Here is a 13,649-nt window from a genome sequence, read left to right on the forward strand (position 1 = left end):
GGTAGCCGGTGCCCGCGAAGCCGAGCGTTCCGGCGCCGTTCTCCGATGCGATCGCCGTAGGATCGCCGGCCGTGGCGATCGCACCGACCAGCGTCGCGCCCGCCCCGGCTCCCGCCTCGGCCCCCGTGTCTGCACCCGCTCCGACCGCGACGACGGTCGCCAGTTCCGCACCGCCCGCCCCGCCGCCGCCGCACGCCGCGGGCTTCGCGCCGCCCTACGTCATCGCCCCACCCGGCATCGGGTCCGGCTCGGGGATGAGCACCGGCGCCAGCTCCAGCGCCAAAAGAAAGGCGCCGGAACCGGATAGCGCGGCGGCCGCAGCGGCCGCGGCCGCACGCGGACAGGCCAGGGCGCGACGGCGCAGGCGCGCGACGCGGCACGACCACGGTGACGAGTTCGCGGACATCAACGTCGGCGTCGACCCGGATTGGGGCGCCCCGGCCGGCGATCCTACGGCGATCGCATCGGAGAACGGCGCCGGAACGCTCGGCTTCGCGGGCACCGGCTACCGGGAGGCAACCGCCGCGGGATTGGCCACCCTGGACGGTGACGAGTTCGACGGCGGCCCAAGGGTTCCCATGCTGCCGGGCAGCTGGGAGGGTGGCAGCGAAGCGCGGTAGCGCGCGTCGAGGCGTGGCTCTAGATTTTGGTGCCCTTCGGGGCGCTGACTTCGTAACTGCCCGAGTCGTCGGTGAAGGTGACCACGAACTGGTGTTTGAGGTGGTCGATGGTCACCTGGCAGGTGAAGGTGCCGCCTTTGGTGACGGTCGGGTTTTGCCCGTCGTTGCAGGAGACGTCGCTGACGCCCCTGGCGCCGTAACCCGCCGGGTCGGACAGGACGTGGGCGACGCCGGCCTGGACGGCGGCGACGTCGAGTTGCCTGGTGACGAGGAATCCGGGCGCCCAGAAGCCCGCGATGGCCGCGACCGCGGCGGCCAGGGTGGCGGCCGCGCCAAGGTAGAGCGGTAGGTGTCCGCGGCGCGGTACTGGCCCGCCGGGGGGCAAGGTGGTCGGCGACCACAAGTTCGCCCCGATGGGTGGCTGCGGATGGGTGAGGGGCCAGTGGTGCGGCCGCCCGGCGAAGGGGCGGGCCAACGGTTGGGTGGGTGGCTCGTCAAAGGGACCGCGCGCGATCGGTTGGAGGCTCTGCCGTGGCGTCACGGGCTGCTGTGGCTGCATCGAGGGCCCCTCTCCGGGTCTGGGGGCGAATTAGTCCGCCGCTGCTCGAACTTTAACCGAAGCAGAGGCCATATGCAACGGTTATAAACGGTGCGGAATGGCGCCCTGGCGCCCCGGCGGAGGAGATCATGGTTTACCTGCGAAGATACTTCGACGCGGAGGTGGGACGGCGTCGGAGACCTGGCATCGGGCCAGCGACACGGGGCATGCCCGGCGGATTTACCGGGGCGGATCCGCACCGATGCGCAGGTAGCATGCAGCAGTGGTGCACCGAGTCATACCGCAGCAGTAGGGCGCCCACCCGACCGAGGAGCGACAGTGACATCCGATCAACCGACGACCGCGCTCACCGTGCGGGTCGGCGGGGCAACCCGCACCCTGGCACCGACGGCCGGCGTCGCCGTCATCGGCCGTGACCGCGGGGCCACGGTCGAGGTGGACGACGAGCGGATCTCGCGGTCGCACGTTCGGCTCGAGCCGCACCGCGACGGCTGGCAGGCCTTCGACACCAGCACCAATGGGATGTTCGTCGACGGGATCCGGCGCAGCTCGGTACTGATCACCGGCGCCACCACCATCTGTCTGGGGGCGCCCGACGGAATCGCGGTGACCCTGACCCCACAACACCGATCGGACGCACCACCCGAGGAGCCGACGCAGGTCATGCGCCCGTTCGATGCCGAGGACGAACAATGGTGGGACAACGAAAGCGATCCCGGCGTCATCCGCGCGGGCAGCGCGGTGGCCGAGCGCCGTCAGCAGCTGGGGATCTCCCAGCGCAGCCTCGACCGCGACGGCATCATCAACGCAGGCGCCCTGATCAATTTCGAGAAGGGCCGCAGCTGGCCGCGGCGCGCCACGCTGGAGAAGCTGGAGAGGGTGCTGGACTGGCCCACGGGCCACATCACCCGCATCCGGCGGGGCGGGGCCCCGGCGCCCACCGGCGTCCCCATCCGGACTGCCGGGCCGGTCGCGGGCCCCGGAGACGAGGCCACCGAGTCGTTCACCGACTCGGTTCAGGCGCCGCTGATGGCCGAGACCGTGGAACTGGCGATGCACACCCTGCTTACCGCCATCGCCGAATTACCCGACCCCGCCCATCCCGACTTCAGCCCCAAGGCCACGAAAACCCTGGCTGACCTGCGCCGGCTGGAGCGGCTGGCATCGAGCGCCGCGCGCAACGCCAAAGGCAGCCCGTCGGTCATCCTGGCGTTGAGCGGCGTGCGGCGCAGCTACAACGATCTGATGATGCGCGCGGCGCGCTCGCCGGCGGCCACCTTGGGCCAGCGGCTCTATGGCGTTCGCCACCGGGCGGAGCTGAGCCTCGAGGAGGCGGCCAACGGCGCCGGGATGCCGGTATCCGTTCTCGAAGACGCCGAAGCCGAGCGCCCCGTCGCGCCCGAGGCCGCGCGGGCCATCGAGAACCTCATCGCCCAGCTGACGATCAGTTAACGCCGCGGCGGTGCGGGGGAGTAGGTCCAGTGGGGCGGTGCGGGGGCGGCGTGCGCCTGTTCGGCGGCCTGGCGCCGCAAACGCTTTCGCGCATTGTGGTTTTCGAGTAGGGCAAGCCAGTTCCAGACCAGCACGGAGGTCACGCTCCACCACCCGGCCAGCAGGTTGTGCAGCAGGGCGTTGTCCAGTGCGGCCTCGCATTGGGCCAAGGTCCCGGTGACCGTGTAGGTCTGGTTGAACATCAAAACCACCGCGCCGGTGTGTTTCCGGATCCGTACCGCGAAGAGCGGCTGGTTGCCGGTTAGGGCCGGATAGCCGGACCGCGAGGCGTGGTGCGCCGGCGGATAGGGATGCGGGTGGGCGTGCGGCCGGGGGTAGCCGTACGGGTTACGGGGGTCGGGATACGGCGTGGACATGGTTCCTCCGTGATGGGTGTGGGATGGGGTGTACGACGGATGGTTCACGCTTGCGCGATCGCGGCGGTCGTCTTGGAGACGATGTCGCTGGCCTGGGTGGTGGTGTCGGATCCGCACCACAGGGTGTCGACGATGACGTTGTTGACCAGGCCGAGCGCGCGCTGGCAGCTGGGGCCGCGGCCACTGGGCTGGGTTTGCACGATGGCCAAGGTGCTGTCAGTGGCCGACAGCGCGCCGAGATCCCAGGCGGTGCGGGCGTGCCCGGACGCGGTGATGATGATGGAGCGGTTGGCGCAGCCGGACCAGCGCGCTTTCGATTGGCCGAAGAACTTTCGGGCCGAATCGGCGTCACGGAAGCCGATCAGGACTTGCATGAGCGCGTGCTCGCGCACAACCGGTGAGGCGTCGTCGAGTATCTGCCCTTGCAGCGCCGTCCAGTTGCTGTCGCGGTACGCGGTGGCTTCGGCGGGCGAGTAGGCATCCACGCAGCTGGAGTTGGAGATCGTCTCGTCGTCGTGCCACATCCGTGAGACCGGCTTACGTACCGCCATGCCGGTGGTGTGCGCGATCGTGTTGACGTCGTTCTCGGTGAGCAGCAGCTCGGCGAGGTGCTGGGGCAGGATTGCCGGCGGCTGCCACCGGCCCAGGTCCGCGGCCGCCGTCGGGCGACCGCTGCTGGTCGCGGTGCACCCGGTCAGCAGCAGGACCAGGCCGACCACGGCCAGCAGGGCCCAACGCACAGCGGGGTCCAGGCGCGGCCCGCGGCTCGCGGTGTCCTGCCCGCGTGCGCTGCTCGACGGTTCAAGGTGGTGATTTTGCAGCGAAGCGGCGCGCATGGGGTCCTCCTGCCGGATCTTCGGGTATGGCGGAGACGCTAGCAATAAAAACCAAGCAGTGCAACGGTTATAAACATTGCACTGAGCCTAACGCTATGTTTCAATTCGGAGCATGCGGCGGAAAGCCACCGCAATCACCTCGTTCCAAAGGATCCCCATGCCCACTCACCCGCACCCCCCGATGACCCGCACGACTCCGCCCGGCGCCGGGGAGGAGGTCACCGCCGTCTTGCCCCGCAGGCCGTTCGCGATCGCGGGTCCACCTCCGATACCGCGAATTCCGCCGATGCCCCCGCGACCGCCGATGCCGCCGGGAGCGCCCACCTGGGGGGTCACGCCCGGCTACCCCCCGGCGTTCGCCCCTGGGCCGCGGCGACGCTGGCCCAGGTGGGCGCCGATCGCGGTGGGGGCCGCGGCCGTGGTCACTTTGGCGGCCGCGGGTTTGGCGATCAACGTGGCCGCCAGCCCCGATGACACGGCGACTTCGACAGCGATGCCTGCGCCGACGACTTCCGCGGTACCGGTCAGCCCGGGCCCGGTACCGGAGGCGCCCACGGTGCCGTTGTCGGCGCTGCCCGGCCTGATGCTGGACGTCGCGACCATCAACAGCATCGAGGGCGCCACCGACATCGCACCGGCCCCCGACTCGGGCAATGACCACACCGCCTTCAGCGGCTTGACTACCGACCGGCCCGAATGCGGTGAGATCCAGGCGCCCGCGCTGGAGTCGGAACTCGACGGCAGCGGCTGGATCGGGGTTCGAACCCAGTCGCTGCAGGACCGCGAGGGCGCCCGGCACCTCAACCACAGTGCCGCGATCTATTTCGCCACCGCGAGGGCGGCCAACGACTTTGTCGCCAAACAGGCCCAGGCGTGGCCCAAGTGCAATGGCGCCACCCTGCACCTGACGACCCGCCGGGAGCCGACCAGCGTCTGGATGGCGGGCACCGCCACCAACCGCGACGGCATGCTCAGCGTCACCAACACCCAGGAGGGCGCCGGAGGCTGGCAATGTCAGCGAGCCCTGGCTGCGCGCAACAACATCGTCATCGACGTGCGCAGCTGCGGTGAGAACCGCACCGATCAAGCGATCACCATCGCCACGCGGATGGCCGAGCGCGTCTCCGCCGGCTGACCGCCGCAGTCGCCGCGAACGAGGACGGGGATCAAAATGCTCCTCGTGCGCAGCGCCCTTCGGCTGGCTCCGGCGGTGCGATCCCCAATTCGCCGCGCAGTCAACCGGCCGGATCAGGCACATTGATACCCACGTCCGAGCGGCGGGCGCTTACGGCATCGAGGGTGAACACCCGGCGGTGCAGACCGACGATCGTCGCCCTCGACGCACACTCAACGCCCACGATTCACGCCCGATGCCGTTGCGCCACGATATCCATGCGGGCCGGTGACTTCGTCGCGGAAGTTACCGTATCGGCGCACGGCCCCGGGCGGGAGCGAGGGCAACGCCGCCCTGGCAGCGGCGGGGCAAAATCAGCGAACGAATCTGATGCGTGTGTGGTAGCGACTACCATTCTGCTGGTCTGGTCGGGATCGCCGCGGGTGCCCTGCAGTGGGCACCGAAACGAGGGGATAGGGATGGGGGATGGGGACGCGCCGCGTAACCGCTCCCCGCGGATCGGTCATCTGCCAGGCACTGCTGCCCCGGCCGAACGTCGCCGAATCCGCGAGGGCGAGAAACGGATTCGCGCCAGGCTGCGATCGCCGGCGTTGCTGATCGCCCCGATTGCCGCGGTGACCGTGCTGGGCAGCGGCTGCTCGACGGTGGTCACCGGCAACGCGGTCAAATCCGGCGGCCCGGCGCCACCGGCGGCCGACGTGGGGTTGCTCGACCCCGGCAACTATCCGCGGCGACCGCGCCCGCCGCTGGGCGCCGTCGCCGACGACGCGGCCGGACGACGGGTCGAAGCCCAGCGGATGGCGGACATTGTGGCGGGCCCGTGGCAGGTCGACGGGACAATGGTCAGCCCGCTGAGCGCCGAAATCGCGCCCACCACAGCGCTTCCCGAGGCGGGGCGGCTTTCGGCGCTGGTGCGCGGTGATTCGATTGCCGCGATCGCCGCGGCCCATCACTTCGTGGCGGGCTTCGTCAGCGGGCGAGTCACCCCGCCACCGCCACGCGGCCAGCAGCCCACGGACAAACCCAAGATCCTCGACAACGGGGTCTTCCGTTTCCCCGGCCCCCAGGATGCCACCGACGCGGCTGCGGCGATGGCCGCCGCCGACATGGCCACCGTCCGGCCGGGCAACGTCCCGGCCACCAGGCTGTCAATCCCGCGCTACCCCGACACGGTGGCGAACGTGGCACCGTTGTCGGGCGGCTTCGAAGCCGAAGCGTTCACCGCTCACGGCCCCTACGTGTTCTTCCAGTTCGCCGGCTCCAAAGAGAGCGCCGGCGCGGCCGCCGACATGATCGCCAAAACCCTTGACCTGCAAGGCCCGATGGCCGACCACTTCCAGGCCACCCCGCTCGAGCAGCTGGCCGCCCTGCCCGCCGACCCGACCGGGCTGCTGGCGCGCACCGTGCCCGCCACCGACCCCAGCGTCAACCAGGCCGCGGTATATCCACCGCACGGCGCGCTGCATTTCCGGCCTGACCCGGTGGCCACCCAGGCGATGTTCACCGATGCCGGCATCGGTCACGTCGCCGCCGACCGCACCACCGTCTACGAGGCCGTCGACACCACCGGCGCGCAACGGGCGGCCGACGGGCTCGCCCGCATCGACGTTCCCTTTCTGGGCTACCGCTCCGCCCCCGGCATCAACGGGCTGCCCTCGGCGCGCTGCTTCGACCGCGGCCCCGACACCACCGAGTTGGGCGCGGTGCGCTTCCTGTGCCTCGCCACCGCCGATCGCTACGCGTTCAAAGTCACTGCCGCCCAGGAGGTCGAGGCACACCAGATCGTTGCGGCCCAATACCTGATGTTGACCGCGCCGTGACGCGCCGCACCCGCCCGGGGGGCCTCGCGGTCGCGGTCGCGGCGCTGTCGGTCGCATGCAGTTCGACCGTCTCGGGGACCGCCGTCAAAGCCCCGGGGGCGGGGGACGGTTCCGACGGTGTCGACCTGGCGCTGCTCGATGCCGGGAACTTTCCTACCACCCCGCGCGACCCGCTGGGCACCGCCGGCGACGCGCTGCGCGGCGGCTGGGCCGAAGGACGCCGCCTGGCCGGCGCCGTCGTCGGCCCCTGGGGGGTCGATCGTGACCTGACCGGTTACGCCCAACTGGATTCCGGCGTGGTCAAGGACACCGATGCGGTCAACGCGTTGCTGGGCATTCCGATGGGGGACGCGCTGCGCGGCCATAACCTACTGGCCGGGTTTTCCAGTTCGCGTCACACCGAAAAAGGCCCCTACAAGGGTCTGCTCAACATCGTGTTGGAGCTCGCCAGCCCGGCCGACGCGACCGCCGCGGCCGACGAGATGGCCGCCAAAGGCGCCACCCTGACGATGCCATTCGACAGCAAACCGCTTCCCACGCAGCACTTTTCGATTCCCCGCCATCCGGGTACGGACGCGCTGAGGTTCGACTGGACCGCACAGTACCCCGCCCCGGGTGGTCCACGTTTCTCGGTGACCGCCCTGAGCGCCCACGGCCAATACCTGCTCGCCCAAACTGCGACGTCGGCCGACACCGCCGATCTCGCAGCACAATTGATCGCCACCACACTGGATCTGCAGCAGCCCCTGATCGATGCCTTCAAGCCCACTCCGCCGGACCAGATGGCCCGACTTCCCCTGGACCCCGACGGGCTGATGGCGCGCACCGTGGCGCCCCGACCCGAAAACGAGTCGATCAACGACGGCATCTATGACGCGCACGGCGCCCTACACCTGGAGGCCGACGACCCGGTGCACCTACAGGCATTGTTCAAGTCCGCCAACGTGCAACAGGTGGCCTACGTTCTGGAAACCCGGGTCTATCAAGCCCCCGACGCCGGGGCGGCGGCACGCATCGTCGCCGACATGTCCGGCCCGCACCAAGTCGGCGGGATCAGCGGCATGCCCCAGGCGAAATGCTTCAACGAGACGTTGGGCTACTGGTGTGTGGCGCGTGCGGACCGCTACGCCTATGAGATGCAGAACGAACAAGAGAATGCGCTGCACCAGATGATGGCCGCCCAATACCGCCTGCTCACCGGGAAATGAGCGCCTGATGCCCCTCGCTGTCGGAACGGTCATCGCCGGATATCGGATCGAAGGTGTGCTCGGCTCCGGTGGGATGGGCACGGTGTACCTGGCCCGCCATCCGACGCTGCCCCGCAGCGATGCGTTGAAAATCCTGTCGGCCGAGCTGTCCGTGGACCACCAGTTCAGGGTGCGTTTCACCCGCGAGGCGGACCTGGCCGCCACCCTGAACCATCCGAACATCGTGCGGGTCTACAACCGCGGTGAGACCGATGACGGACACCTGTGGATCGCCATGGAGTACGTCGAGGGAACCGCAGCCAACGACCTGGACCGCGCCAATCTCACCCCGACCCGCATCGTGCGCATCGTCACCGACGTCGCCGCCGCACTCGACTACGCGCACTCCCGGCGGGTGCTGCACCGCGACATCAAACCCGGAAACTTCTTGGTCTCAGCGCCCGGCAGCGACCATGAGCGAGTCTTGTTGGCCGACTTCGGTATTGCGCGCGCCCTTGATGACGCCACCACGCTGACCGCCACGGGCTCCATGGTCGGCACCGCCGCCTATGCCGCACCGGAAACCATCGAGGGCCGGTCGGCCGACCCCCGCAGCGACATCTACTCGCTGGGATGCGCCCTGTTCCGGCTCCTGACCAGCCGCACCCCCTACGAGGACAGCTCGTTGTCGGCCATGTTGGCCGGACACCTGATGCGGCCCGTCCCGCGCCCCACCGACATCAACCCGACCCTGCCCCGCGAGATCGACGACGTGATGGCCCGGGCGCTGGCCAAAGACCCCGCCGAGCGTTTCCAAACCGCCGGTGCGCTGGCGGCTGCCACCGCGGCCGCGTTGACCGGCAACCCCGCGCCCGTGCCGCTTACCGGCTCCGGCGGGCCACCGGCGAGCAACCCGACCAATCCAACGGTGACCTATCCACCGACCGTGCCTCCCGGACTGGCGTCGGCGCCCGGGTGGCCCGCGTACGACCCCCGCGGAGCGGCCGGGCCCCCGCGCCACGCAGCGCCCCAACCGTTCGCCGGCATGCCCCCCTCGTTCGGCGCGTCGAAAGCCAAGCGGCGCAAACGCACTCGCCTCGTCCTGGCCGCGACTGCCCTTGTTGCGGTGCTGGCCGCCGCCACCGTCGTGGGTATCCACCTGTTCGGCCGCGGCGGCGGCCTGGGCCCCTATGAACCACAAACGCTCGCAACCAAATTCGGCACCGTTAAGATCCAACACCGCCCGATGGCCATCGCCGCGCTCGGACCCGGCGATGCCGATGCCGTCCTGTCGCTGGGCGCTCAGCCCGTCCTGATGAACGTGGCCAACGCGACCGTGCCGAATTGGCTGCAACCGCTGCTGCACTCATCCCCGCCGGTGTTCGCCGCCGCCGACACCGCGGTGATCGCCGCCGCGAAACCCGATCTCATCATCGACACCGGCGACATCGACCAACCCACCTATAACGCGCTGGCGCGGATCGCGCCCACTCTCGCCCCACCCGCCGACAACACCGGAGACTGGACCTGGCAGGCGCGGCTGAATTGGATCGCCACCGCCCTCGGCCGAACCGGCACGGCCAAAACCCTAGTCGACAAGGCACAATCCGAGCAGAACTCCATCCGCACCGAGCACGGCGCCTTTTCCGGCAAGTCCATCGTCGTGGTCAACTACACCGGCGCCGCCACGACCGCCGCCGCCACCCCGTCACCGCCGAGCGGCTACCTCGAGAGCATCGGCTTCACCTACAACACCTACTACAAGCGCACCCCCGGCGGTCCGGCACAAGTCCCGTTCAATATCAACGACGCCGACTACATCGCTCAACGCAACGACGTCATGCTGCTGCTCCGCACCGACCCCGGCGCCGGCGGTGGGGGGTACGGCGGCCTGCCCACCAGATACAGCAGTTTCGGCGGCACCCTGGTCATCGTCGACGACCCCGCGACCATCGTCGCCCTCAACTCCGGCGGCCCGGCCGCCACCAGCTACCTCAACACCGCGCTGGTCACCAAGCTCGCCAGCCAGATCCACTGACGATGTCTGCGTTGGAACCGCTCGGTGTATGCCCCGTGCCCACCCTCGCCGTCACGGATCCACACGCGGTGATGTGCCGTGCGCTGTGCCCCGTCACCTGTGCGCGATGCTGGGCTGCGGTGTGAAGAGGGGAGTCGAACCCCCTGCACTGCCCTCCGTGCGCCAGGAGAGACCGGACTTGGCCCGCCGGTCAGGGCTCGTGCGCGCCTCCGCGACGACTACCTGCTACACCCCGGAACCCCTACTCCAACAGGTCTACCTCCCAGTTCGACCGCTGGATCCGCACGTCGAGCTCGCGAAGCTCGCGAGCTACCTGATCGGCTTGCGCACGCACATCCGCAACGGTCAAGGCGGACAACATCTTTAGCTCGGAACGCAATTGCCGCGAGTAGCCCTGCTGAGTGCTCCCGGCCGCCGCGTCCGCGGCGCTCTTGAGAACATGGTGACGCCAACGCAACGCATCCCGGCGCGCCAACGCGTCGGTCAGCGTGCCGTCTGCGCCGATCGTCGTCGCCGCGTTCGTGCGATTGATCCGCCTGATCAAGGCTTCGTACTCGCCCAGCACGCCCTCGACTTCGGCGAGCAACGCCGCCGCGTCTTCGGCGGGCTCTTCGCCCTCCTGATAGCGGGCATTGCTTACGATGCGTGTGCGCAACTGTTCGATACGGCGCAGCGCATCGGCCCGCAGTGACAACGCCTCGGCCAACTTCACGATGTTCCCTCCGGTCGGTGGCGCACCTGCCCAGACAGGATAAGTCGAGATGGGCTCGTCAGCGGGCGCCGCCGGCCCCGCGGCCACCGACCGGGCGGCCGGCCGTCGCCGACCGCCGGTACTGTCGAATTCGTGCGTAGTGAAGGCGATACCTGGGACATCACAACAAGTGTCGGTTCGACGGCCTTATTCGTGGCGACCGCCCGAGCGCTCGAGGCGCAAAAGCGGGACCCGCTGGCCGTCGACCCGTACGCGGAGCTGTTCTGCCGCGCCGTCGGAGGGTGGGCGGCCGACGTCCTCGACGGCAAGCTCCCCGACCACCAACTCAAGACCCCGGACTGGGGCGCGTATTTCGTCGACTTCCAGGGCGCCCGCACCAAATACTTCGACGAGTACTTCCGCCGCGCCGCCGGCGCGGGCGTACGCCAGGTGGTCGTCCTGGCGGCCGGACTGGACTCGCGGGCCTACCGGCTGGACTGGCCGGCCGGGACGACGATCTTCGAGCTGGACCAACCCCAGGTCCTCGACTTCAAACGTGAGGTGCTCTCCGGCCACGGCGCCCAACCCAAGGCCGAGCGCCGCGAGATCGCGGTGGACCTGCGCGACGACTGGCCGCAGGCGTTGCGCGACAGCGGGTTTGATCCCACCCGGCCATCGGCATGGATCGCCGAAGGCCTGCTCATCTACCTCCCGGCCGCCGCGGAGGAGCAGCTGTTCACCGGCATCGACAACCTGGCCGCCCCCGGCAGCCACGTCGCCGTGGAGGACGGCGCGCCGCTCGATCAGGACGACTTCGAGGCGAGACGCGAGGCGGAACGCGCCGACGGTGCCGAGCGCCCCTTCTATCAGCTGGTCTACAACGAGCGCGTCGCACCGGCGACCGAATGGTTTGGCGACCGGGGCTGGACCGCTGTCGGCACCCCGCTGGCCGACTTCCTGCGTCAGAACGGCAGGCCGGTGCCCGGACCCGACACGGACGCCGGGTCGATGATCTCGCGTAACACCCTGGTGAGCGCGGTCAAAGCCTGACTCGTCGCGGCCCGGCTTTTCATGGATTTTCGATGAGTTGACCCGGCGCGGGAACTTTCGCGGGCCCGCCCCCGACTAACACCGGGCTGATCCGTGTGCCGCCCAACAGCCCGGCGGCACGGTCTCAGCCCGGCGAGGAGTCGCGGGATGACCGCACCGGTGTGGATGGCCCTGCCCCCGGAGGTCCATTCGGCCCAGCTGAGCGCCGGACCAGGCCCGGCCGGCCTACTGGCCGCCGCGGCGGCCTGGAGTTCGCTGAGCACCACGTACGCGTCGGCGGCGGACGAGCTGTCCGCGACCCTGGCCGCCGCGCAGGCCGGCGCCTGGGAAGGGCCGACCGCCGAGCAGTACGCGGCCGCCCACGCGCCCTACCTGGTGTGGCTGATGCAGGCCAGCGCCAACAGTGCGGCGACCGCCGCCCGCCACGAGACCGCGGCCACGGCCTACACCGCGGCACTGGCCGCCATGCCGACGTTGCCGGAGCTCGCGGCCAACCACACGGTTCACGGCGCGTTGCTGGCGACCAACTTCCTCGGCATCAACACCATCCCGATCGCGGTCAATGAGGCCGACTACGCGCGGATGTGGGTCCAGGCGGCCACCACGATGTCCACCTACCAGGCGGTCTCGACCATGGCGGTGGCGTCGGCCCCGCAGACTGACCCCGCCCCGGTCATCCTGCATGCGGACAGCGCCGACGATGAAAACGACGGCGACGGCGGGATCGTCGACAACGACGGCGGCAACTCGTACCAGCTGAGCTGGTGGATCAACCGGTTCACCGAGATCTTCCAAACCATCGCACGGGATTTGGAGGAGTTTCCCGAGAACCCGTCCGGGGCGCTGACGCAGCTGTTGCGCGACATCTGGCTGCTGATCGTCGATGAATTCGGCCATGCGATCGAGGCGATTCAGTCATTCGCCCCCCAGCTCGCGGCGCTCACGCTCGCACTGCCGGCTGGTGCGGCAGCGGGCCCGGCGGGTTTGAGTGGGCTGGCCGCGATCCAGCCCAAACCCGTCCCCGTCCCGGCCGCGGCCGGGACGCCCGCCGTGAAGGCCCCGCAACTGCCCGCGGCGGTCGCTGCCGCACCGGCGAGCGTTGCGGTCGCGTCCCCGGCGTCCGCGGCCCCGGCGTCCACCCCCGCGCCCGCACCGGCCTCGGTGTCGGCAGCTGGTGCCACACCGCCCCCGGCCGGATTCGGGGGCACCGCCTTCCCCTACCTGGTCGGCGGTCCGACCCTGGATTTGGGTACGGGTATGGGCGCCGGGGCGCAACGCAAGGCGCCGGAGCCCGATTCCGCGGCGGCCGCGGCGGCGGCAGCGGCATCGGCGCGTGAGCAGCGGCGGGCGCGTCGACTCCGGCAGGCGGGGCTGCGAGATCGCTACCGCGGCTACGAGTTCATGGATCTGGACCCCGACGGCGGGTCGACCGTCGAGGGTCCGGTCGCACCGGCCAGCTCCGCGGCCGCCTCGGATAGCGGCGCCGGCACGTTGGGCTTCGCCGGAACCGCAAGCAAGGGCTCCGTCCAGGCGACGGGGCTGGCGACGCTGGCCGGCGACGACTTCGGCGGCGGGCCGTCGCTGCCCCTGCTGCCGGGCTCGTGGCAGGGGGACTAGCGACGCGCGGGCCGGAACTTTTCGGGTGCGGCGGACGACTATTGGCTGCATTCTCGGATTGCTAATGAAAATGGTTTTCGATAAGCTCGATCGCTTAGAGGGGCTGGCAGCGGCCTGCCAACCCGCTGCGCGGGGGCAGAAGACCGAAAATACGGACGATAATGCCGCTGAGCTTCCTCATTAGCGGCGATGAAGTGGGAGTGGTGTGGTGAGTCGGACGGGCCCCCG

The 13,649-nt window shown here is 69.9% G+C and carries 11 protein-coding genes and 1 pseudogene; 8 read left to right on the forward strand and 4 right to left on the reverse strand.

Features of this window, described 5'->3' with window-relative positions; all coding sequences use genetic code 11:
- Positions 1 to 8: 8 nt before the first annotated feature.
- Positions 9 to 620 (forward strand): annotated as a pseudogene (locus A5695_RS08350) (hypothetical protein); the annotation flags it as partial.
- A 19-nt stretch (positions 621 to 639) separates the two neighbouring features.
- On the opposite strand, the gene A5695_RS08355 reads toward A5695_RS08350, so the two are convergent.
- Entirely contained in the window at positions 640 to 1,179 is a 540-nt protein-coding gene (locus tag A5695_RS08355) for a DUF4333 domain-containing protein (protein WP_068079889.1), read from the reverse strand.
- Between the two features lie 318 nt (positions 1,180 to 1,497).
- Between A5695_RS08355 and A5695_RS08360 the strand changes: the two genes are divergently transcribed.
- Positions 1,498 to 2,631 (forward strand): FHA domain-containing protein, encoded by a 1,134-nt coding sequence (locus A5695_RS08360; protein ID WP_068079891.1) that lies wholly within the window; start codon positions 1,498 to 1,500, stop codon positions 2,629 to 2,631.
- On the opposite strand, the gene A5695_RS08365 is transcribed toward A5695_RS08360, so the two are convergent.
- Both A5695_RS08365 and A5695_RS08370 read right to left on the reverse strand, forming a co-directional pair.
- Positions 2,628 to 3,047, reverse strand: a complete 420-nt coding sequence (locus tag A5695_RS08365) for a hypothetical protein (protein WP_068079893.1) — start codon at positions 3,045 to 3,047, stop codon at positions 2,628 to 2,630. The two genes, A5695_RS08360 and A5695_RS08365, sit on opposite strands and share 4 nt — an antisense overlap.
- Positions 3,048 to 3,091: 44 nt before the next feature.
- Positions 3,092 to 3,883 (reverse strand): sensor domain-containing protein, encoded by a 792-nt coding sequence (locus tag A5695_RS08370; RefSeq protein WP_068079895.1) that lies wholly within the window; start codon positions 3,881 to 3,883, stop codon positions 3,092 to 3,094.
- Between the two features lie 157 nt (positions 3,884 to 4,040).
- Here A5695_RS08370 and A5695_RS27390 point away from each other — a divergent pair, with 157 nt between their 5' ends.
- From A5695_RS27390 to A5695_RS08395, 4 genes are all read left to right on the forward strand, one after another.
- The gene (locus A5695_RS27390) at positions 4,041 to 5,018 is read left to right on the forward strand and encodes a sensor domain-containing protein (RefSeq protein WP_197515400.1); all 978 of its coding nucleotides are present in this window, start codon (positions 4,041 to 4,043) and stop codon (positions 5,016 to 5,018) included.
- 458 nt (positions 5,019 to 5,476) lie between these two features.
- Entirely contained in the window at positions 5,477 to 6,838 is a 1,362-nt protein-coding gene (locus A5695_RS08385) for a hypothetical protein (protein WP_231974759.1), read from the forward strand.
- A complete protein-coding gene (locus A5695_RS08390; protein ID WP_068079901.1) occupies positions 6,835 to 8,046 on the forward strand; it encodes a hypothetical protein in 1,212 nt (403 codons plus the stop codon). Before A5695_RS08385 ends, A5695_RS08390 begins: the two co-directional genes overlap by 4 nt.
- Positions 8,047 to 8,053: 7 nt before the next feature.
- On the forward strand, positions 8,054 to 10,063 hold the full coding sequence (locus tag A5695_RS08395; protein ID WP_068079903.1) for a serine/threonine-protein kinase: 2,010 nt from the start codon (positions 8,054 to 8,056) through the stop codon (positions 10,061 to 10,063).
- Between the two features lie 241 nt (positions 10,064 to 10,304).
- Here the strand turns inward: A5695_RS08395 and A5695_RS08400 are convergent, their stop codons facing one another.
- Positions 10,305 to 10,775 carry a DIP1984 family protein gene (locus A5695_RS08400; protein ID WP_068079905.1) on the reverse strand — a complete coding sequence of 157 codons (471 nt, stop codon included), beginning with the start codon at positions 10,773 to 10,775 and terminating at the stop codon, positions 10,305 to 10,307.
- Positions 10,776 to 10,907: 132 nt separating this feature from the next.
- Here A5695_RS08400 and A5695_RS08405 point away from each other — a divergent pair, with 132 nt between their 5' ends.
- Positions 10,908 to 11,804 carry a class I SAM-dependent methyltransferase gene (locus A5695_RS08405; protein WP_068079907.1) on the forward strand — a complete coding sequence of 299 codons (897 nt, stop codon included), beginning with the start codon at positions 10,908 to 10,910 and terminating at the stop codon, positions 11,802 to 11,804.
- A 147-nt stretch (positions 11,805 to 11,951) separates the two neighbouring features.
- Positions 11,952 to 13,421, forward strand: coding sequence for a PPE family protein (locus A5695_RS08410; protein ID WP_068079909.1), 1,470 nt, complete (start codon positions 11,952 to 11,954; stop codon positions 13,419 to 13,421).
- The last annotated feature ends 228 nt before the right edge of the window (positions 13,422 to 13,649 follow it).

The sequence above is a fragment of the Mycobacterium sp. E1747 genome (genome assembly GCF_001667775.1).
In the GTDB taxonomy this organism is placed as follows: domain Bacteria; phylum Actinomycetota; class Actinomycetes; order Mycobacteriales; family Mycobacteriaceae; genus Mycobacterium.